At 31.2% G+C, this 22,134-nt stretch carries 17 protein-coding genes; 10 read left to right on the plus strand and 7 right to left on the minus strand.

The annotated features are described in order from the left end of the window. Window positions 1-70: 70 nt before the first annotated feature. Complete coding sequence (locus C3729_RS05300) at window positions 71-2,929, plus strand: SusC/RagA family TonB-linked outer membrane protein (RefSeq protein ID WP_104793189.1); 2,859 nt, start codon at window positions 71-73, stop codon at window positions 2,927-2,929. 182 nt (window positions 2,930-3,111) lie between these two features. Continuing rightward, complete coding sequence (locus tag C3729_RS05305) at window positions 3,112-4,494, plus strand: RagB/SusD family nutrient uptake outer membrane protein (protein WP_411266651.1); 1,383 nt, start codon at window positions 3,112-3,114, stop codon at window positions 4,492-4,494. A 43-nt stretch (window positions 4,495-4,537) separates the two neighbouring features. Here C3729_RS05305 and C3729_RS05310 read toward each other — a convergent pair whose 3' ends face one another. Then, entirely contained in the window at window positions 4,538-5,200 is a 663-nt protein-coding gene (locus tag C3729_RS05310) for a hypothetical protein (RefSeq protein WP_133159942.1), read from the minus strand. Window positions 5,201-5,382: 182 nt separating this feature from the next. On the opposite strand from C3729_RS05310, the gene C3729_RS05315 reads away from it, so the two are divergent. From C3729_RS05315 to pckA, 6 genes are all read left to right on the plus strand, one after another. Beyond that, on the plus strand, window positions 5,383-7,302 hold the full coding sequence (locus C3729_RS05315; RefSeq protein WP_104793192.1) for a putative porin: 1,920 nt from the start codon (window positions 5,383-5,385) through the stop codon (window positions 7,300-7,302). A 9-nt stretch (window positions 7,303-7,311) separates the two neighbouring features. After that, entirely contained in the window at window positions 7,312-8,880 is a 1,569-nt protein-coding gene (gene bshC, locus C3729_RS05320; protein WP_104793193.1) for a bacillithiol biosynthesis cysteine-adding enzyme BshC, read from the plus strand. 37 nt (window positions 8,881-8,917) lie between these two features. Then, window positions 8,918-10,816 carry a LysM peptidoglycan-binding domain-containing protein gene (locus C3729_RS05325; RefSeq protein ID WP_104793194.1) on the plus strand — a complete coding sequence of 633 codons (1,899 nt, stop codon included), beginning with the start codon at window positions 8,918-8,920 and terminating at the stop codon, window positions 10,814-10,816. A 59-nt stretch (window positions 10,817-10,875) separates the two neighbouring features. Beyond that, complete coding sequence (gene fabD / locus C3729_RS05330; protein WP_104793195.1) at window positions 10,876-11,751, plus strand: ACP S-malonyltransferase; 876 nt, start codon at window positions 10,876-10,878, stop codon at window positions 11,749-11,751. A 65-nt stretch (window positions 11,752-11,816) separates the two neighbouring features. Beyond that, window positions 11,817-12,719: a GYDIA family GHMP kinase gene (locus tag C3729_RS05335; RefSeq protein ID WP_104793196.1), complete on the plus strand. Its 903-nt coding sequence runs from the start codon at window positions 11,817-11,819 to the stop codon at window positions 12,717-12,719. Between the two features lie 129 nt (window positions 12,720-12,848). Then, entirely contained in the window at window positions 12,849-14,453 is a 1,605-nt protein-coding gene (gene pckA, locus C3729_RS05340) for a phosphoenolpyruvate carboxykinase (ATP) (protein ID WP_104793234.1), read from the plus strand. Between the two features lie 52 nt (window positions 14,454-14,505). Here pckA and aroQ read toward each other — a convergent pair whose 3' ends face one another. The 6 genes from aroQ to C3729_RS05370 form a co-directional block, all read right to left on the minus strand. Further along, entirely contained in the window at window positions 14,506-14,925 is a 420-nt protein-coding gene (gene aroQ / locus C3729_RS05345) for a type II 3-dehydroquinate dehydratase (protein WP_104793197.1), read from the minus strand. A gap of 246 nt (window positions 14,926-15,171) precedes the next feature. Next, the gene (locus tag C3729_RS05350; RefSeq protein WP_139351752.1) at window positions 15,172-15,834 is read right to left on the minus strand and encodes a hypothetical protein; all 663 of its coding nucleotides are present in this window, start codon (window positions 15,832-15,834) and stop codon (window positions 15,172-15,174) included. A 61-nt stretch (window positions 15,835-15,895) separates the two neighbouring features. Continuing rightward, on the minus strand, window positions 15,896-18,919 hold the full coding sequence (locus C3729_RS05355; RefSeq protein ID WP_228050545.1) for an Eco57I restriction-modification methylase domain-containing protein: 3,024 nt from the start codon (window positions 18,917-18,919) through the stop codon (window positions 15,896-15,898). Between the two features lie 115 nt (window positions 18,920-19,034). Continuing rightward, window positions 19,035-20,303 (minus strand): site-specific integrase, encoded by a 1,269-nt coding sequence (locus C3729_RS05360; RefSeq protein ID WP_024564037.1) that lies wholly within the window; start codon window positions 20,301-20,303, stop codon window positions 19,035-19,037. Window positions 20,304-20,317: 14 nt separating this feature from the next. Further along, complete coding sequence (locus C3729_RS05365; protein WP_024564038.1) at window positions 20,318-21,007, minus strand: hypothetical protein; 690 nt, start codon at window positions 21,005-21,007, stop codon at window positions 20,318-20,320. A 2-nt stretch (window positions 21,008-21,009) separates the two neighbouring features. After that, complete coding sequence (locus tag C3729_RS05370; RefSeq protein WP_133159943.1) at window positions 21,010-21,459, minus strand: hypothetical protein; 450 nt, start codon at window positions 21,457-21,459, stop codon at window positions 21,010-21,012. A gap of 134 nt (window positions 21,460-21,593) precedes the next feature. Here C3729_RS05370 and C3729_RS05375 point away from each other — a divergent pair, with 134 nt between their 5' ends. Then, window positions 21,594-21,878, plus strand: coding sequence for a DUF3853 family protein (locus tag C3729_RS05375; RefSeq protein ID WP_024564040.1), 285 nt, complete (start codon window positions 21,594-21,596; stop codon window positions 21,876-21,878). Beyond that, window positions 21,878-22,129, plus strand: a complete 252-nt coding sequence (locus tag C3729_RS05380; protein WP_024564041.1) for a DUF3853 family protein — start codon at window positions 21,878-21,880, stop codon at window positions 22,127-22,129. Before C3729_RS05375 ends, C3729_RS05380 begins: the two co-directional genes overlap by 1 nt. Window positions 22,130-22,134: the final 5 nt, after the last annotated feature.

Consider the following 22,134-nt stretch of genomic DNA (forward strand, 5'->3'; position numbering starts at 1 on the left):
TTAACTTAAAATTTGGCTATGTTAAAATTTATTAACATTTTTGTTTATTAAAATATTAAATATTGTTAATATGAATGTAAAATTAAAAGTTTTAACAGTTGGTGCTCTATTTTTTATAGGAGGACAAACTGTTATGGCGCAAAAGAAAAAAGATTCTTTAGGAGAAAAAAAGATTGACGAAGTTGTAATATTAGGTTATAACAAAAGTTCAACTAAACCTAAGGATGTATCTGCGAATACTACGATCACTGCGGATGTATTAGATAGTCGTCCAAATGTTTCGTTTCTCAATTCCATTCAAGGTTCTGCTCCTGGTGTAACAATTGCATCTAACTCTGGCTCTCCAGGTAGTGCAAGGATTGATGTTATTATTAGAGGTATTTCTTCTATTAATGCAAGTACAGAGCCGTTAGTAGTAATTGATGGGGTTCCTACTAACGCAAATCAATTTCGAAACTTAAATCCTGAAGACATAGAATCTGTTTCTATTTTGAGGGATGCTGCTGCAACATCTATCTATGGTAACAGAGGCGCAAATGGAGTTTTGGTTGTAAAAACAAAACAAGCCAAATTCGGTTCAGGGTTTAGATTTACTTATTCGGGAACTACAGGGGTAAGCTTCATGCCAGATAATAGATACAACATTGCGGATGCTAGAGAGTTGCTGACAATTCAAAAGAGAAGAAATGTTTTGTTAGGTAGGACTTTAACAGATGCTCAAATTGCAGACTATCCAATAGATACTAATTGGAAAGATGTTTTTTTTAATGCGGACCTTACTCAGCAGCATAATCTTACAATTTCCAGTGGTGGAGAAAATTTGAGCAATTATACTTCATTAGGTTATTTCCAGCAAGGAGGCTTAGTTCCAAATACAAATTTTCAAAGATTTACTTTGAGAAATAATATTAATGCAAAGTCTTCTAATAATAAGTTAACTTTTAATGCACAAGTAGGATTAGCTTTTTCTAAAAGAAATCAATTAAATCAAGAAACTAATTCTGGAATTAATGGTAACACAGTTCAGAATCCATTATTAGGTTCTTTGATGGCACTTCCTTATTTAGAGGCAAATAGATTCAAGAACCCAGGAGATTTATTTAATACTATTGGAACAAATTCTGGAGGCGTAGGTAACTTTGTTTATATTTTAGAAGATGTTTTAAAAACAGGGCATATTCCAAACAGAATTTTTGATACAAATATATTTACAAGTACAACTACTACTTACAAAATTACAGACGATCTTTCTTTAACAAATAGATCGGGTATGGATTTTAAGAATACAGATCAATGGAACGCTAGAGCACCTTGGTCTTATTTAGCGCAAGTAGTAGCTGCTAGTAATTCTACTCAATATGGTGGTTTTGAAACTATAAGTAATAGTAAAGAGTTTAACTTTAATTCTGTAACAAGTGCTAACTATTCTAAAACATTTGGAGATCACCAAATAGATTTAGGGGCTTATTTAGAATATACAAAGGTTCATTATCTATTCTCTTCTAGAACCCAAAATGGGTTAAATCCACTTAACTGGGCTTTAGGTGCGGGTACGGGATATGTCCCTTATAATGCAGCTGATCCAAATAAATATGTTCCTTCTGTATCAGCTCAAAAAGTTAATGCAGGAGCTTTAGCTTTCTTCGGAACTTTAGATTATGATTATAAATCTAAATATGGTTTTGGTGCGGTTTTGAGAAGAGATGCAAGTTATAGATTTGCAGAGAATAATAAATGGGCAACATTCTGGTCAGTAGCTGGTAGATGGAATATAGATAAAGAAAATTTCATGGAAGGTTCTGTTTTTAATTTATTAAAACTAAGAGCCTCTTATGGTACTCAAGGAAATGCTAACGTAGTTGCACCTGCAGCTGGTTCAAATGCTATGCTATTAGGAACCCAAATTGTTAGAGATCTTAATACTGTTAATAATGGGTATGATAATAATGTAGGATATGCTGTTTCAAGTATTGGAAACCTTTCACTTCAGTGGGAAGAGGTAACACAGGCAAATATTGGTCTTGATTTTAAAGTTTTTTCTAATAAATTAGAAGGTAACGTAGATGTGTATAGAAAGCAAACAGATAAGCTTTATAACGACATTAAATCTTCTGCAATTACAAGTTTCTATGATTATAGAGGTAATTTAGGAGGATTGAAAAATGAAGGTGTAGAAGTTGCTCTAAGATATAACATAGCAAATACAAAAGATTTAAGATTTAGTTTATTTGTAAATGGGGCTTATAATAAAAATACCCTTACTGACTTAGCTGTTCCAGTATTAACTGGGTCATTGATTAATGAAGTTGGAGGTACTCTTAACCAATGGAATTTAGTGAGATATGTAGGTGTAAATCCGGCAAATGGTAATGAACAATTCTTAGATGCAAATGGAAACCTTACTGAAAATCCAGTTGATGCGGATAGAGTTAAAACGGGTAAAAACTATTTCCCTAAATATACAGGAGGATTTGGATTAAATTCTGAATATAAAGGATTTTTCTTAGATGCGATTTTCGCATTCCAAGCTGATTTATGGAGAATTGATAACCAGATGATTTGGGCGTATAATCCATCATATATGGCATCTGGCTTTAATGTTTCTGCAGATTTATTAAATGCATGGACTCCTACTAACACTATTACAGATATTCCATCATTGACTGCTCCTTTAAGATCTTCTACATCAGATAGATTTTTATATGATGCCTCTTTCCTAAGATTTAAAACTCTTTCTTTTGGATATTCTGTACCTAAAGAATTATTAAAAGGGAATTTTGTTAAATCACTTAAAGTGTATGTTCAAGGAGAAAATCTTGCAGTTTGGACTAAATGGAAAGGATTCGATCCCGAAGGTTTAGGTACTTTCCCTTTGAGTGTTTATCCTAACCCTAGGACAGTATCTATAGGAACAAATATTGAATTCTAATTAACTTTTAAATTATGAAAAATATAATCAAAATATCATTAATTTCTTTGATAACATTATCTTTTTTTAACTCATGTAGAGACGCAATTGATATAGTACAAGATGGAGAAATTAATAATCAACAAACTTTCAAAAGTGTTACTGATTTGCAAAAATATTTGTTCGGTGATGTTTATACAACTATGAGTAATACAGGACCAGTTACAGTTTCTGCTTTCCTTACAGACGAAACTGGTTTGGGATCGGCGAATTCTACTTTAACACCAGGGATGCATCAGTTTTTCTTAGATCCTTCGGATGCTACGTCTAGTAGCTTATGGCTGTCTAATTATGCAACTATTAATAGAGTAAACAGATTATTAGCTGCAGCTGAACTTATTACGCCAGCAACAAGTGCAGAACAAATTACATATAATTCTGTAATTGCCCAAGCTAGAGTTATTAGAGCTTTTGCCTATTTTACTTTAGAAACTTATTTCTCTACTGATTTGAAAAATGATGACGCATTAGGCGTTATATTAACTACAAAGGTACCAGTCAATGATGAAAAATTACCTAGAGTAAAAAACTCTGAAATTTTTGCTTTAATTGATAGTGATTTAAGTTTTGCTGATACTAACTTAGTAGATAATACTAATTATTTTTATATTTCAAAAAATTTCATTAATGCATTTAAAGCAAGATATTACCTTTACAGAGGAAAACATGCACTTGCAAAGCAATTCGCTACTAAAGTAATTAATGAGTCTGGATTAAGCTTAGTAGGTGTTAATACTTTACCAACCTCTACACCAGGATCTTCTGCATGGCATGCCAGCTTGAATTCTTATGCATCTACAAGCGCTATTGCAAAAATGTATAATGATAAAGAAAGAGGAGAAATTATTTTTGCTTTAAGTAGACCAACTTCAGGTTCATGGACTAACATTGGAACTATTTTTAATACCAATAATTCAACTCTGGGAGGTAGTCCTCTTTATGATATGGGAAGAAACTTATTTAATATTTTAGATTCAACCCCTGGAGATATTAGAAGATATATATATGTAGATCCTACATCTAAAATTGACGCTAATTATGCTACAAATCCTGACTATAAAAATTCAGATGTTTTGGTTATTGATAAATATCCAGGTAAATATCAAGGAACTAACCCATTAAGAAATGATGAAAAAGTTTTCAGACTCTCTGAAATGTACTTAATTCTTGCAGAATGTGCTGTAGTTGAAAATGACTTTGTAACAGCAGCAGGATACATTAAGCAGATTAGAGACAAGAGAAATTATTTAGGTCCTGTGACTTTGCCTACATATACTTCTGCTGCTCAGGCATATTCTGATATATTGCTTGAGAGAAGAGTAGAGTTAGCTTTTGAAGGTCATAGATATATTGATTTAAAGAGATTAGGAGCTTTGGCCAATAAATCTATTGATAGACATCCTACGGATGATGTATCTACTGTACCTACAACTTTACCAGTTACTGATTACAGGTTTACACTACCAATTCCTAGAAATGAGGTACAAGGTAATCCAACTATTACTCAAAATCCTGGTTATAAATAATTAATAAATAAAAAAAACCACTAGAGAAATCTAGTGGTTTTTTTTATTTATTAATTAAATTTATTAGTTTTATTAAATCTTGATCTTTTTTAATACTTAGTTTTTCTTTTTTTAATATTTCTTTGATATTATATCCTTTTTTTTCTAAATCTCCTTCTATTTTTTTTAATTTATTGGATGCAATTAAATTATTTTCTATAAAAAAGTAATAAATTGGCTCATCTTCAATATATCTAGAATTTCTATCCAGATCATAAGAATTTTGTGAAGTTCTCCCTTTCTCTAAGCGTATTTTCAGTTTTTTAAGTAATTGTCTTCCATTATTATTAAAAAGTTCGAGGTAATAACCATTATTACCATTTATTTCCTTTAAAACGAGGATGGTATTATAATTAATAAATCTTATCTTAGATAGGTCTGGTGTTTTATTAAGGGCTAGAAGTTGACCATTTTTTACAAATTCGACTTCATCACTGAAAATGTTGTATTTTATATTGATTTCATCTTTGTAATCTCCTATTTTAGATAAATTATACTCATTAAATAAATAAGGTGAACCCTCTATTTTAACTTCGTTTTTTTTGTCAACTAGATTATTTTGATTAATAACTCTACTGTAATTAGCGTCATTACTTATAATGCCTAGAGCATCTGTTTGTGAAAAAGCCGTATTTGCTATAAATAGCATAAAAAATGTTATTTTCATATTAATTTTTTTTATTACCATTACAAATGTAAATTCTATTTATTAATAATAAAAAAAAAATAAAGATTATTTCAAAAATAAATTATTTTAAAAGAGTTAATTTGTAGAGACTAAAATTTGAAAATAAAATCGGGTAACTTTATTCTTTTAATTTCCTTACTTTTGTACTTCAAAATATTAAAATGAAATACATCTTATTCATCATATTTTTTGCAGTACATTTTTTTGGAGCGCAAATTGTCAATAAAACAGATAGCAATGTCCCTACGGATACATTGATTGTTGACAAAGGAAGAAAAGATTCTTTGAAAATCTTTAAACCAACCATAAATGACTACCAGCATTATACTCAGTTTTCTGAAAAGAAAATTTTTGATACAGTTTTTACTATTGACAAATCTTATCAATTTACACAATACAATAACCAAGACAATTTCGGTAAAATCCAATTTGCCAACATTGGTTCTGGATTTCAAGATTTAATGTTTCATGTCAATAAAGAACAAAACTTAGCGTTATTACCTACTCGAAAGTCACATTTTATTCTAGGAATTGATGATGTTAAATATTATGATGTAAAAACGCCTACCACATCTTTCATCTACCATAATGCGATGAAACAAGGAGCAGCCTTGAAAACTACTTATACTCAAAACGTAGGAAAAAATTTCAACGTAGCTTTAGAATATATGGGATTACGTTCTCAAGGTGTTTACCAAAGAGAATTAGCAGCTTCTAATAATTTCGTTTTATCTTCTCGTTTTAATTCTAAGAACAATCGTTATCGATTTTTCACACATTACATTCACCAGAATGTAAACAACGAAGAAAATGGTGGAATAGAAGATTTAAGTCTCTTCTTGGGAGATGACACTCGTTTTAATAACAGGCAAAACCTTGCGGTAAATCTTACCTCTACAGATTCTAGATTTTCGTACAGAAGATATTATTTCTCTCAGGAATTTCAGTTTGTCAATTCAGAGAAATATCCTTTTAAAGTAAGACATACTATTTTCCATCAAGCCAATAAATATTGGTACAAGCAACAAGGTTCTGAGTCGTTTTATAATTCAGATGTTGTAGAAGATTATGGAATGTCTGCTTACAAATTTTCTAAAAATCTAAGCAATACATTTACCTTGCTTTTTGATAAACCTACTTTCAAATTAGAAGCAGGAGTTCGTCACCAAATGATTAATTTAGGAACGGACAAAGAACTTCCAGCCATTGTTGGTGTTAGTATTCCTTTAGATAATAAAGAAAACAGATTTGGAGCAGTAGGGAATTTAGAAATCAAATTATGGGACAAGGTGGATTTAAAATCTAATCTAGAATATTCTAACGGAAGTACTTTTGGCAACTTCCTTCGTTCAGAAAACAATTTGAAGTTAGAACCTATTAAAGATTATATTTTAGATGCTCATGTAAATTTACAAACCTCTAAACCGAGTTTCAACTATTTAATCAATCCATCTTTTTACCAAAATTTCAATTATAATTTCTTAGACGCTAAAAACGAAAGCACTTTAGAAATCGGAGGTAAAGTCAATCTGAATTGGTTCCAAAGTTCAGTTTTTGCCAATTATTTTAGAATAGAAAATTACACCTATATCGGTGCTGATTATCAACCAAAGCAAAGCGAGTCATCACTCAATATTTCTCAAATCGGTGGCGAAGCTACTTTTTCTTATTGGAAGCTTAATTTCAACACCAAATTGCTTTTCCAATCTGCTTTGTCTGAGAAAAATCTTTACCCAATGCCTAGTTTTATCGGGAGATTAAATGCTTATTACCAAGCAAAAGCGTTCAAAGATGCTGCAGAAATTCAAACCGGAATAAAAGTGTATTATTTCTCGAAATTTAATTCCAGAGAATATTTCCCAGTACTCAATGAATTTGCAGTTTCTGCAAATACGGCTTCTATTGGTGGTCAACCGATTGCAGATGCTTATTTTAACATGAAGGTAAAAAGAATGCTTATTTATGCAGAAGCGCAGCATGTAAACACTACTTTCATGAAAAACAAATCATTCGCTGCTCCCAATTATCCTATTTATGATTTTCGATTGAATTTAGGAATTGTTTGGTATTTATTTCACTAAATTTGCTTCATGCCGAAGTTTAAATTTCCGTTTCAAGATTTAGAAACCATTCCGAAATTAATCAAGGACTTTCTTCAACAAGAGATTCCGCAGTTTTCTGCATATCAGTTTACCTTAGAAAACGCACTGTTACAAGCAGAAAAAAAAATAAAAAATTATACATTAGAGCAAAGAAAAATATTGGTAGAAGTTCTTAGAGCGCAGCATCAGCATTGGGATTTAAGTACTAAGCAATTGCAGAATTTAGATTTGCTCTTATCTGAAAATACTTTTACTGTAACCACAGGTCATCAACTGAATTTGTTTACTGGGCCAGTTTTTTTTGTTTACAAAATTTTACAAACCATAAAAACAGCTGATTTTTTAACTCAAAATTCAGATAAAAATTTTGTTCCTATCTTTTGGTTGGCAACAGAAGACCACGATTTTGAGGAGATTAATCATTTCAAAACTGCAAATGGATTTTATCAAGTCAAAGGAAGTTCTGGTGGTGCAGTTGGCAGAATTATTATAGAAGACAATAGTTTTTTAGAAGAATTCGAAAAAGAGTTTAAAGATGATGTTTTCGGAACGCAGCTTATTCTTCTTGCCAAAAAAGCTTATCAAAAAGGAAGAACTTTTACCGAAGCTACTCAGATTTTGGTTCAAGAAATTTTTGCGGAATTTGGACTTTTAATGATAGATGGAGACGATGTTTTGCTCAAAAATCAAATGCAAAATATCTTCAAAGAAGAATTGGTGAACCAAACGACACATCATTTTTCTCAAGAAAATGTAAAATTCCTAACCGAGAAATACGGAAAAGTACAAGTAAACCCTAGAGAAATTAACCTTTTCTACTTGTCTGATACCAGAAATAGAATAGAATTTGATGGAGAACAATTTCAGATTGTAGATAAAAATCTCACGTTTACTTTAGAAGAATTGGCAGAAGATTGGTCTAAAATCTCGCCAAATGCTTTGTTAAGGCCTGTTTTTCAAGAAAAAGTTTTGCCCAATATTGCTTACATTGGTGGAAATGCAGAAATCATGTATTGGTTAGAAATGCCAAAGGTTTTTGAAAAATTTGGGGTAGAATTTCCTCTTTTGGTTCCGAGAAACTCTATGTTGTTCCTAAGAAAGAAAACTTTAGATAAAATAGAAAAATCTGGAGTAGCCTTACAAGACTTTTTGGGGGATTTTCAGAAATTCTTAAATCAAAAATTGCTGAAAGAATCAGAATTGAATGCTGATTTAGAAAGCCGAGAGCAATTACTAAAAGAAAATTTTGAAATTTTAAAAAATAAAGCTTCACTTACCGCTGTTACCTTTAAGAATATGGTAGAAGCAGAAGAAACGAGACAATTGAAGTCTTATCAGAAATTTAAGAAAAGATTGTTACGTGCAGAAAAAATTCTTCACGCAGATAAAATAGATTATCTTCAGCGTTTGTATTCAGAAATTCACCCTGCTAATAATTGGCAAGAAAGAAGCCTCAATTTCAGTGTCTTTTTCGCAGAAAATGGCGAAAAATGGCTCGAAAATTGTTACCAAGAAATGGAGGTTTTAAATTCTGTCTTAATTGTTAGCGAATTTTAGCCCGAAAAACATTAATTTTGTAACTTAAATAACGAGGATGAAAAAATATCTTGTATTCATATATACGTTAATAGGTTTTGTAGCTTTTGCACAGAAAACACACACTGTAGCAAAAGGTGATACTCCATATAATATTTCTAAAAAATATGGCGTAACACTGGACGAACTCACGAAGCTAAATCCTCAAATCAAGGAGGGTAAATTAGCGATTGGAGATGTTTTAATCATCACTAAGAAAAACTCAGAAGTTGTAAAAACTACTGAAAAAGCGGTGGCTACTACCAATCAAAAATTAGGCAAAATTGTACTTCAACCGAAGCAAACGATTTACGGAATTACCAAACAATATCATATTTCTGAAACGGATTTAAGAAAATTGAATCCTAACTTAGACCAGCATATGAAAATTGGTGACGAGGTAACTTTGCCTGCTGAAAATATCAAAAAATATGCAGATCAAAATGCATTTGTAAAAACAGAATTTCCAGTAGAAAAACCTGTGGAAAAGGCAGTAGAAAAGCCAAAAGCAGATGAAGGAACTTATGTAATTCAGCCAAAAGATAATTATTACAGAATTACCAAAAGTTTTAACCTTACTCAAGAGGAATTATTTGCCATCAATCCTGGTTTAGAAGAAAAAGGATTGCAACCCGGCGAAGTCATTAATGTGAAAAAACCTCAAAATTCTAAGGTTAAAGAAACCGTAACTTGGCAAGAAGATAAGAAAACCGAGAAAGCAGAAGTTCAAAATGTAGTTGCAGACGAATACCAAACGTACACGGTTAAGAGTGGCGATACTGTTTTCGGAATTCTTAATAAATTTAATGTTTCGCTAGACCAATTGCTAGAACTTAATCCTAAACTTTCAGAAGGTTTAAAACCAGGAATGGTTCTAAAAGTGAAGAAGCTAGAAGCGGGTTATGTTAAAAAATCTGGTGATGAACTAAATGTAGTTTTAATGTTGCCATTCGGTTTTGATGATGGTGATAGTAAATACAGAAGTATGGCTGCTGATTTCTTAACGGGTGCAAAACTAGCCATCGAAAGAAATGCTAAAGCAGGTCAAAAACTAGACGTAAAAGTAGTAGACGCAGGAAGTGAGGCAAGTTTTAAAAATTCACTTACTCAAATCAATCAAAATAATACAGACTTAATCATAGGGCCGTTTTTCAAGTCAAATGTTTTAGAAGTTTTAGACTATGTAAAAACTCAAAAAATTCCTGTGGTAGCTCCGTTTGCAAATTCTCCAGAGCTTAGAAATTATAGCAATTTAGTAATTATCGAAACGGAACAAAGTGTTTTTGCAGACAGAATTGTAAAGGAAGTTTCTTTGGCTTATTCTGACCAGAAAATATATATCGTGGCAGATTCTGATAAAACGTATGCCAATTATATGAAAAAACAATTAGAAGGTCAATTGAAAAATGCAAACATCACCGTAGTAAATTCTTCTGCAGATATTCAGTTAGATACGAATATGATGACTGGTCAAACTGCTCCTGTAATTGCGATTTTGGCGAATGATAATGATGATGCAGGAAGTGATTTTTCAAAAAGAATTATTGACTTGGCTAAAGAAACCAGCGGAATGAAATCATTCAGTATGTATTATCATCCATCTTTTGAAAAAAATATTGCCGAACTCAGCAATGCGAGCTTGGTGTATTTGATGGATAGAAAAATAAACACAGACGGTGACTTCGAAAAAGAAGTTCTCGCAGATTATAAGAAAAAATATTGCAAAGCACCTTCTAAGTATGCTGTAATTGGTTTTGACGTAGTGAATGATATGTTGACCAGAGAAAACAGCAAGGGAGAATTGTTTAAGCAAATGAATAAAACTCAGACTCAATTGGCTACCAAGTTTGAATTTGTACGAAACAAAAACGGTGCATACGTGAACCAGGGTTACAGAGTAGTGAGATTAGTTCCTTAATAGCGAAAACTAATACTAAACAAAAGAAGAATAAGACTCAAATTTTATCGAAAAAAATTATGAAAGCACTTGTATTTCCAGGGCAAGGTTCTCAGTTCGTAGGAATGGGAAAAGAACTCTATGATAGTAGAAAAGAAATTAAAGACCTCATGGATTTCAGTAATGAAATTCTAGGTTTTGATATACTAAAAATCATGTTCGAGGGAACTGATGAAGATCTTAAAAAAACAAAAGTTACTCAACCAGCAATATTTATTCATTCTGTAGCTGCTGTAAAAGCAATTGACGGAACAGGAGCTCAAATGGTAGCAGGACATTCTCTAGGAGAGTTCTCTGCTTTAGTTGCTAATGGAGTTTTGAGTTTTGAAGACGGACTTAAATTGGTTTCAGAAAGAGCTTTGGCGATGCAAGAAGCGTGTGATATTAATCCATCTTCTATGGCAGCAATTCTAGGTTTAGATGATGCTAAAGTGGAAGAAATTTGTGCGTCAATTGGTGGAGTAGTAGTTCCAGCGAATTACAACTGTCCGGGACAATTGGTGATTTCTGGTGAAACCAAAGCGGTAGAAGAAGCGTGTAATGCTATGAAAGAAGCTGGTGCAAAAAGAGCATTAATTTTGCCAGTAAATGGTGCGTTTCATTCACCTTTAATGCAACCTGCTCAAGAAAGATTAGCTGCGGCAATAGAAAATGCAAAATTTAGAAAAGCGACCATTCCGGTTTATCAAAATATTACAACGACTGCTGTTACAGATCCGGATGAAATTAAGAAAAATCTGATTGCTCAATTAACAGGACCTGTAAAATGGACACAGTCTGTACAAAACATGATTAAAGATGGCGCATCAAATTTTGTAGAAGTAGGGCCAGGAAAAACTTTGCAAGGACTGATAAAGAAGATTAACTCCGAAGTAACAGTTGCATCTGCAATTTAAAATAAAGTAAGCCACAAATTTTTTTGTGGCTTTTTCTTTTTTATTTTTGTTAAAAATAAAATCCTTTGAAAAATCACATATTTTCACCAGGCAAATTACTGATTACTTCAGAATACTTTGTGTTAGATGGAGCTTTAGCTTTAGCAGTACCTACTCAATTGGGGCAAGATTTTTATTACGAAGAAGAAAAAGATGGTGCTTCCATGGTTTTTTGGGAGGCATTACATGAGAACAAACCTTGGCTTTCTATCCAAATAGATTATAAAAATTGGAAAATTGTACAAACCAACCTTCCTGAAAGCGCAGCATTTATTCTAAAAGTGCTTCAAATCGTCCAAAATCTTTCTACAGAAAAATTTCATAGCGATTCTACGTATAAGATTACTACTAATTTACAGTTCCCCGCGAATTATGGATTGGGGAGTAGCTCTACGTTGATGAATAATTTAGCAGAGTGGTCTCATATAGATGCTTTTCTTCTTAATGAACTTTCTTTGGGTGGAAGTGGTTATGATATAGCTGTGGCTCAAGAAAAGTCTGTCATTCTTTATCAAAATAGCCCTAGAAAAGTAGAAAGAGTAGAATTCAATCCTAGTTTTACTGATGATTTAATCTTCATTCATTTAAACCAAAAGCAAGATAGCAGAGAAGGAATAAGAGCTTTTCAGTCTCAAAAAAAATCTTTAGATTTAAGAACTGACTTTTCAGAAATTACTCAAAAAGTACTACAATGTAAAACCTTGGAAGAATTTTCTAACCTTATGATGTTGCATGAGAGTAAGTTAAGTGAATTTTTAGGAATGAAAACTGCCAAAGAAAAACACTTTCAAGACTGCCCAAGTTTCATTAAAAGTTTGGGAGCTTGGGGCGGAGATTTCGTTCTAGCTTCAAAATTTGGGGATTACAAAAATTACTTTTTTGAGCGCAATTTTAGAAATATCATAGAATGGAAAAATTTAATATATTGATTTTCAATATTTTGAAAATAAAATCTATGACGAATTTCAGTGACTAAAGTCATAATTTATGATTTAATAAAACTATATACTTTTGCTAATTTTGTAATACAAAAAAATATGAACAATAATATTTTAGTTATGAAAAACATTAAAATCATTCAAGAGCTACATGATCTAGGTATTACAGGTTATCACGAAGTAGTGTATAATCCAACCTATGAAGAACTTTTTAAAGCAGAAATGTCTGCTAAAAATAAAGGTTTTGAAAAGGGAGCTCTTACAGAATCAGGCGCAGTTGCTGTAAAAACGGGTATTTTCACAGGTAGATCACCTAAAGATAGATATATCGTAAAAGATGATGTAACAAAAGATACTATTTGTTGGGACGGAAAAGTTAATTTCCCTACAACTCCAGAGATTTTTAAATCTTGTAAAGAATTAGTTTTAGAACAGCTTTCTTCTTCTAAAAAATTATATGTAGTAGATGCATTCTGTGGTACCAATCCAGATACAAGACTTAAAGTAAGATTTGTAATGGAAGTAGCATGGCAAGCACATTTTGTAACGAATATGTTTATTAGACCATCATTATACGAGTTAGAAAACTTCGGAACTCCAGATTTCATCGTGATGAATGGTTCTAAAACAGTAAATCCAGAATGGCAAGCTCAAGGATTAAATTCTGAAAACTTTGTAATGTTTAACCTTACAGAAAGAATCCAAATTATCGGAGGAACTTGGTATGGAGGTGAGATGAAGAAAGGTATGTTTGCCATGATGAACTACTATCTTCCATTAAAAGGAATGGCTTCTATGCACTGCTCTGCAAACGTAGGAGAAGAAGGTGATGTAGCATTATTCTTCGGACTTTCTGGTACAGGTAAAACTACACTTTCTGCAGACCCAAAAAGATATTTAATTGGTGATGACGAACACGGATGGGATGATAATGGTGTGTTTAACTATGAAGGTGGTTGCTACGCAAAAGTAATTGACCTTACTGAAGAAAAAGAACCAGACATTTTCAGAGCGATTAAGAGAGATGCTTTATTAGAAAACGTAGTGGTAAATGAATATGGCGAAATAGACTATAAAGATAATTCTATCACAGAAAACACTAGAGTTTCTTACCCAATCTACCATATTAATAAAATTGTACTTCCTTCTAAAGCTGGTCACGCTAAAAAAATCGTTTATTTATCAGCAGATGCTTTCGGTGTATTGCCTCCAGTATCAATTTTAAATGAAGATCAAGCGCAATATCACTTCTTATGTGGATATACCTCTAAATTAGCAGGAACAGAGAGAGGAATTACTTCTCCAGAGCCTTCATTCTCTCCAGCTTTCGGTGAAGCTTTCCTTACATTACACCCAACAATGTATTCTAAAACATTAATTGGTAAAATGAAAGAACACGGAGCGAAAGCTTATTTAGTAAATACAGGTTGGAATGGTACTGGAAAGAGAATTTCTCTTAAAGATACTAGAGCAATTATTGACTCAATCATTGATGGTTCAATAGAATCTGCACCTAAAACTGTAGTTCCAATTATGAATTTAGAAATTCCTACTTCTTTACCAAATGTAACTGAAGGAATTCTAGATCCAAGAAACACTTATGCTGATGCTAGCGAATGGGAAGCAAAAGCTAGAGATTTAGGAGCTAGATATATTAAAAACTTCGAACAATATTGTGATACAGAAGAAGGTAAAAGATTAGTTGCGGCAGGTCCTCAATTATAAAAATAAGAGAAATACCTAAATTTAAAATCCTCAGTTTACGCTGAGGATTTTTTTATTGTATTGTAGAAATTAAATGAATAATTGCTAATCTGTAACCTTCTGTACCAAAGCCAGAGAGAACAGCATCTGTATAAGCTGCGGTAACTGATTTCTGCCTGAATTCTTCACGTTGATAAATATTGCTAATGTGAACCTCTATTTTGGGTTTCCTAAGGTTTTTAAGCGCATCTGCGATGGCATAGGAATAATGAGTGAAAGCACCAGGATTAATGATAAGCGCATCAAAATCATTTTCTTGAATTTTCCCGATGATTTCCCCTTCAAAATTAGACTGGAAATATTCAATTGTGTGTTGAGAATACTCAGATTGTAAATGCGTTAAAACATCAACCATTGAAGTACTTCCATAGATATTTGGCTCACGAGTTCCTAGAAGATTGAGATTGGCTCCGTTTAATATTAGAATTTTCATATTCTCAAAGGTATGAAATTTTTAAAATAAAAAAAATCCTCAGAAATTTTCTGAGGATTTTGGTAGCCCGTAGGGGAATATTAATATACTTCAATAAAACACAATAAATATTCATTTCGTTGATTTTAAATAATTTACAAATATTTAAGAAACATTAAAGCGTTATAAACAATATTGAACATCCCTTGAATTTGTCCCTGATTTTTGAAGTAGGGACCAAAATCAATTCAGTTCAACCTTCTTAATTTAGTCATAATTATTTAGAACGATTTTGGAGTAATCGAACAATAAGTGAAAGACTGAAAACTTGTCTTTTGTTTCATTTGATTTTTGGTGTAGAGACCTGTAAGAACCTTCAAAGTTTGGTGCAAGAATCTCAGACTGCAAATCTTTAATAGTAGTCAAATTTTTATTAGATTTTAACTTTTTATTTATTATTGGAAAAATTGAAGAATGGGATATTTTGGGGTTTTCAATAAATCCGATTTGCCCTTCATAAGGTATTCGTCCTTTTACATAGCTTCTCTGTGAAAACTTTATAGTATCACCTATGTAAGCAATAGAATCTGTATTAGTTTTAATTCTTTTACATTCTATTGCAAAATAAGTCAACTTATCTTCTAAATCTAATTTCAAATAAGGATAATCAATTTTAATATCTATTTTATCGTCATGCATTAAACCATCCTTAGCATCATAATATGATTCAGCAGATTCCTTATTGATAAAATTCTCTATTGAATATTCATTAATGGGGCTGTCATTTAAAAGATTGATATTTTCCCTCATATAATCATCAACAAGTCCATTTCTTAAAAAATCTTCTTGCTTTATTTTCCCCCTTGTAGCATAATCATATTTCTTTCCATCCTTTAAAATAAGATGATAGCAGTCAATTACATATCTCATTATTTTCCTAACATGAGATTCTATAACCCGATTTCTATTCTTTTTAAAATTATCGGCGTTACTAATCATTGGCAGAAATGTTATTAAGACGTTTTAATTCTGCTTCTTGAATAGCCTGCTTAAATTCTGCAACATCATACCATGCCATTGCACGATGCCAACATTTATATTCATTTGGCTTTATAATATAAAAAGAATCACTTTCAAATCCTTTTATATCCTTTTGAATATATAGATTTTTTGATGGGTCGCTGGTATCTGTTATTCTTTCAATAGTCAAATTATTTGCCAGTTTCTCCAAAACATCTTTTTCATCAGTATTTTTAGGATATGATATTTTTTCTTTTGGCTTTTTGTCTGTAATAATGAAATTCATTGCAATGAAATGTCTCATTGTAAAAATCTCAACTTTTACAAACTCATCATAATATATTTCCTCAAATTCTTTTATGTAAACATCGGCATATTTCTCTAAAACTTGTTTTTGGTTACGGTGGTCAGAATCATTAAAATTAGTAACAAGATGCTGTTTGCTTTGTTGAAACTGATAACGAGAGACATTTAAAGCATAATCAATTAAATCCTTCTCGTAGTCTTTGACACCATAAGAGTCATTAATTATTTGATTATTTTTTTGGAGCAAAAAATGATTTACAGAAGGCTTTCCAAGATTAAATTTGTCATAAAAAGTGGCATAATATTCAATAATTGATTTAGCATTATTAACCAATTTTTCTAATACTGATTTATCAAAATCAAGCAATGGCATCCTTAGTAATTCTTCATCAAATCTTATAGCGGGTCTAGTTGCTACTCCCCAGGCACCAGAAATTAGAAAAAGAAAGTATTGACTTAAATCAGATTTAAGTAAAGAATATAATAATAATATAATATTTTCAGTTTTTGAAGAGATAGAAAACACCCCTTTTCTAAAAACAAAATCCTCACTTGAAAAAGAAATTAGTGGTTCTGATTCATTAAGAGCCTGTTCTTTAAATAAAACTTTATTGCCCAAAAAAATATTTTTATCTCTCCCCCTCGACAAATAAACGTCTTCTTTATTTAGAGATTTGTAATTTTTGGTATTAGTGTAGCCCTGTTCAATCTGAGAGTTTTCTAAAATTTTCATTCCAATTAATTCTGGAAAAAAATTCGGATCTTTCCCTCTTTCTATACCAGCCCCTTTATAGATAGTGTTATTATTGATAATTGACCCAATATTTTTTTGAGGTAATACTTTCAAGAAATTAAAATCCAAATAACTTCCATATAAGGCAACCTTAAACATCCAATCATTTTCTAAAAAATATTTCTGTGGTAACGCTTTTTGATCAAACCTTTCAATAACTAACATTTTGAAATATTTGATAAAACGATTAAATTTAACTGATTGATGATTAATTATATTCTTTTGGCAATCATTATCTTTTGATAGTCTAAAATAAACGATACTAGCAGGACTATTTTTCTTCTCAAAAATTAATCTTCTTACTGGGGATAAATCAAAAAACTTTTCTACACAAAATGTAGTTAAGAAATCCTTTTTAAATCCTTTAGTTTTTTGTGAAACATTATAGAAAATTGTACTAGTAACAATGAGTGCCGATTGTGTTTCATCACTCATAAAATCTTTAGCTCTCAAAAGAAATGACTGAGCAATTTCAAATCTGCCAACTGTTTTTTTATTGTCCTTTAACCATTTAACATGAACTACATCTTCTTTTTTGCTTTTCCATGGTGGATTCCCCAATATAAATTTTGGTGGATTATTTTTTATTACTTTATTAAAATCATGTGACTTATCAAAGAAATTAGCTTTGAAAAGATTAGTCCCTAAAAGATTAGGGAATGGATACTTATCAATGTCTTTTGGCTGTTGATAATCCAATAATGCTATATAAATTGAGAAACAAGTAACTTTTAGAGCCTCTTCATTTATATCAATTCCAAACAGATTATTTTTAGCAATTTCTCTAATTTTGTTACTAAATTCATTTTTATTTGAATCTCCATTAAGTTCAATTTCTTTTTCAATCATTCTTCTCAAAGATTGAACTAAGAATATTCCCGAGCCAACTGCAACCTCAAAAATTTTACATTCTGAAACATTATTTTGATTCAGATATTTATCAACAGTATCTGATAAAATATAATCAACTAAAAAAGACGGAGTATAAACTGCTGAATCTAAATCTTTAGTCTCATCATCAATCAAAGATTCATAAATACCCGATATTACTTCAACAGGAATAATTGAAAAATCAAAAATCTCAAAGAAAGAGCCTTCAAATAAAGAGCCTTGTTGCTCAAGCTCTCCTTTAAAAACATCAGCTAAATAATTTGCTTGAATTTGATTTAACTTTATATCTGTCTCTTTGAAAAGAACACCATTGAAATTATCATTAAGTCTTTCAAATAATTGATTGAGTTTTTCAGGTTCTGAAATTAAAAGAATAAAGTTTTTTCTTTTTTCATTAAGTGATTCGCCTGAAATATACGCCTCATCAATCTTGATACCTCTATCAATTAAATATCGAATAAAAATTAATCTTAGAATCAAAGAATTGGCAGATTTCTCATCAAGAAAATTTGATTTTGTTTTATCAGTTAAATAATTTCGTACATCTTTAATGTTTTGAAATAGTCTCTGATTAACCCGTGTTTGGTTTTCGTTTTTTTTAGACAAGTATTCATCTTGAAACCAAGCCCAAGTTTCCCCCGACTGCAAACTCCAAAAAGAAAATTTCTCGTCTCTTTCTTCATCAGATATTTCAACCTCTTGGAGATAACCGCCTCTACCATCTTTATTTTTGATATAATTTAAAGCATTATAGATAGAAATATCTTTGTCTTTTAATATAAAAACGATTGGGGAATTATCAAAAGACCAAACTTTTTTATGTATCTCAGATTCTTTATTTAAATCATCAGAATTGGTTAAATCAAAAAACAGTAATAAAGGTTGGTTATTGAATACATAGACTGCATCGGGAGAAATTCTTTTAATTTTATTTAGGATATCCGGATGAAAATCAAAATCATAAGAGCCATCCTGTTCATTTTTATAAAAAACAGTATTTTCCAAGTTTAACTTAATCAGAAGTTTATGTAGTTCAGAATTTTTCACCTTATTGCAAAGTTACAATAAAATATAATTCTTGCCGATTAAAAAACATTACCAAATCCCCTTGTCCCAATATTTAAATTATTAAATCAAATTTCTCCATTGCGGTTGCTTTTATTTCATCAGCAATATCTATATAGGGTTTCATGGCGCTGTAATCACTATGTCCAGTCCACTTCATTACTACTTGCGGAGGAATCCCAAGTGATAATGCATTGCAAATAAATGTTCTTCTACCGCAGTGAGTTCCAAGTAAAGAATATTTCGGTAACACTTCGTCAATTCTTTTTTTTCCCATATAATAAGTCTGCGTAATAGGTTCATCAATTTCTACTAACTCTGCCAACTCCTTTAGGTAGTCATTCATTTTTTGATTGCTAATAACGGGTAAAGCTCTATTTTGCACAAAATCTTCATCTTTGTATTTTAACAAAATTTCACGACTATGCGCATTAAGGTCGATTGTGAGATTATCAGATGTTTTTATAGAATTTATTTCAATGTGTTTTTCTTTGACGTCCGATTTCCGTAAATTAAAAACATCAGAATATCGCAGACCGGTAAAGCATTGAAATAAGAAAACGTCCCGAATTTTTTCAAGATGTTTTTTGTTTTCGGGAATTACATATTCACGAAATCTCTTCAATTCATCCTGTGAAAGAAAAATAACTTTTTTCGGAATGTTCTTTAGTTTTGGTTGAAATAGTTCGAAATAGGAATTTGTTTGATATCCTTTTCTTTTTGCCCATTTTAAAAACCACTTTAAAGACTTAAACTCTTTCAGAATAGTAGAGTTTTTATGATTTTTTGATTCCAAAAAATGTTGGAACTTGTTATAGCCCTCCTCATCCAAGTTGTCAAATTTTAAATTGGGATTAAATTCTGTTAACTTGTTTTTTAGCGTATTCATCTTCATCAAGGTTTTATCTTTCCAATATGAGTTTCTTGATTCTTCTTGAGTAAATAGGTCAAAAACATCAAAAAAAGACTTTTCTTCTACAATTTCAGTTTTCGAAGTTCTCCCAACTTCGCAATTAAAAGATTCACGGAATTGTTTTGAGCATGGAGACATTACATCAACTTCAAATTTTTGAAAAGTTCTTTGACAAGCCGATTCAAATTCTTGAATTTTCCTGTTGATAATGCTTGCGAAAATTTTCTTATCGCCGTGAGTTGTATTGGCCTTACAGCGTTGTGTTTCCTTGCTCCATTTTTGTATTTCTACTCTATATCCCAAATTGAAAGCCACAATATTGCCATCCCACTTAATGCGATATCGCAGTTTTGCAGTAGGATTGTCTTTTTCCCTGTCAAGAAGAAATTGAGCGTGATACTTTATATTCATATTAGAAAAATTGATTATCGATTTTCAATAGAACCCAATTTAAAGTCCCGTATTGACACTCCTTCTGCTTTTATAAAGTCATCTAAAGAGTATTTTAAAGTCTTTATCAGTTGGTTGTCAGCATAAATATTTATTGTTTTGGACAAGGTTGGTAAAGTTGTTTGTTCTGAACTGTTTTTATGTGTGTAGATTTTTAAAGAAAAATATAAAACAGGTTCGCGGGTTTCAAAAGATTCAATGGGCTTTAATGAGTTTGCTAATATTCCTGTTTCATTTCTATTACTTGTAAGCTCCTGGGAAATCTTCATTAAGTCAGTGAAAGATGTATAATTAAACCCTCCTGCTTCATCTTTCCAATTGTTCGTTCCCATTGTATTTGTAACAACTGAAATATCCTTATCTCTCGTATCAACAATCTGTTCTAAATTTCCATTATTCACTTTTACAATACGAAGCCATATATTTTGATTGTATTTCTCAATGTCCCCTTCGTTTATTATCTCAATTTTCAACTTTTTTTGAATTTTTATTAAATCTGCTTTTTCATCTTCTAATTTCTTATTTTCTTTTTCCTGATATTTTGAAAAAACCTTTTGTGCGATTTCTGCATCTCTACTTTTCCAATTATTCAAAGCATTTTTCTTCTGCTGAGCAATCACGATTCCCCCAAATAAAATAGCACTAATTATCAAAATCCTTTTCATAGTTATTTTTTTAAAATTTCAAGAAGTATAGTAACCTGTCTCATGCTATCCGATAGTTGCTCTTGACTGGTTTTCAATCTTTCTGTTAGTTCTTTTTGTATTTCTTGATAGCCTTTTTGAAGTTCTATCATATTAGAAAACTCGCTATGCGAAATAGTAACATTTCCACTAATATTTCCATTAATGTTGCTGTTTACATTATTTCCTGAGCCATTATTATTAATGTTTTGGTTGTTGGTTTTTAGCATTTCACCTGATTCCGAAATAAACCACTCTGGATTCAAATCGGTATAAGTGTATAGTATTTTTTCAATAGTATCTGAGTTGAGTCCCGAGTTGTTTTTTATAGCTCTGCCAATTAAACCAACAGACAAACCAGCTTCAACAGTGATTTTATTGGGGTTTAACCCTTTGTAGGTCATGTAACTTTGCAATCTTTCAGTTATAGTCATCTTTAATTTTTTTTTTGTTTTTGAGATTAAAATATAGATATATTTCAATATTTATTTTATATTTGCAATACAAATATAGTAAAATATATACAAATAAGTATTTTTTTAGAACAAATTACAATAAAAATTTCAAAATGGAAGATTATAATAGACCAATTTGGCAATTGACCATAGGTGAATTTGTGGAAATTTTAGATGCCAGAAAACAAGAATCATCAGAAAACCCCACACAAGAAAAGGTATTTAATGAAAAGTATGTTTACGGTCTTTCTGGATTAGCAAGAATATTGGGATGCTCTAAAAATCATGCAGGAAAATTGAAAAGTAAGGGAATTTTTGATGAAGCCATCATTCAAAATGGGAGAAAAATTATCATTGATTCGGAAAAAGCATTAGAACTTTTTAAAGATAACAGCTGATGGAAAACATAACCCCACAAACACCTCTTTGCAATCTGACCGTAAAAGAATTTTTAGAGATATCTAAAAATTTAAATTCTGAAAATATGTATGAATACGGTTTAAAAGGTTTGGCAAAAATTCTGGGCTGTTCCATTTCAAAAGCATCCAAGATTAAATCTTCAGGAATTTTGGATGAAGCCATCATTCAGAAAGGAAACATCATCATCATCGACAAGAAAAAGGCTATAGAACTTTTTGCAAGCAGTTAGAAATG

The sequence above is a fragment of the Cloacibacterium normanense genome (assembly GCF_002943105.1).
Lineage (GTDB): Bacteria > Bacteroidota > Bacteroidia > Flavobacteriales > Weeksellaceae > Cloacibacterium.

Bases quoted from the DNA above. Each gene is read 5' to 3' on its own strand.
- C3729_RS05300 (WP_104793189.1), top strand. From the start codon at position 71: ATGAATGTAAAATTAAAAGTTTTAACAGTTGGTGCTCTATTTTTTATA.
- C3729_RS05305 (WP_411266651.1), top strand. From the start codon at position 3,112: ATGAGTAATACAGGACCAGTTACAGTTTCTGCTTTCCTTACAGACGAA.
- C3729_RS05310 (WP_133159942.1), bottom strand. From the start codon at position 5,200: ATGAAAATAACATTTTTTATGCTATTTATAGCAAATACGGCTTTTTCA.
- C3729_RS05315 (WP_104793192.1), top strand. From the start codon at position 5,383: ATGAAATACATCTTATTCATCATATTTTTTGCAGTACATTTTTTTGGA.
- bshC (WP_104793193.1), top strand. From the start codon at position 7,312: ATGCCGAAGTTTAAATTTCCGTTTCAAGATTTAGAAACCATTCCGAAA.
- C3729_RS05325 (WP_104793194.1), top strand. From the start codon at position 8,918: ATGAAAAAATATCTTGTATTCATATATACGTTAATAGGTTTTGTAGCT.
- fabD (WP_104793195.1), top strand. From the start codon at position 10,876: ATGAAAGCACTTGTATTTCCAGGGCAAGGTTCTCAGTTCGTAGGAATG.
- pckA (WP_104793234.1), top strand. From the start codon at position 12,849: ATGAAAAACATTAAAATCATTCAAGAGCTACATGATCTAGGTATTACA.
- aroQ (WP_104793197.1), bottom strand. From the start codon at position 14,925: ATGAAAATTCTAATATTAAACGGAGCCAATCTCAATCTTCTAGGAACT.
- C3729_RS05350 (WP_139351752.1), bottom strand. From the start codon at position 15,834: ATGAGATATGTAATTGACTGCTATCATCTTATTTTAAAGGATGGAAAG.
- C3729_RS05360 (WP_024564037.1), bottom strand. From the start codon at position 20,303: ATGAATATAAAGTATCACGCTCAATTTCTTCTTGACAGGGAAAAAGAC.
- C3729_RS05365 (WP_024564038.1), bottom strand. From the start codon at position 21,007: ATGAAAAGGATTTTGATAATTAGTGCTATTTTATTTGGGGGAATCGTG.
- C3729_RS05370 (WP_133159943.1), bottom strand. From the start codon at position 21,459: ATGACTATAACTGAAAGATTGCAAAGTTACATGACCTACAAAGGGTTA.
- C3729_RS05375 (WP_024564040.1), top strand. From the start codon at position 21,594: ATGGAAGATTATAATAGACCAATTTGGCAATTGACCATAGGTGAATTT.
- C3729_RS05380 (WP_024564041.1), top strand. From the start codon at position 21,878: ATGGAAAACATAACCCCACAAACACCTCTTTGCAATCTGACCGTAAAA.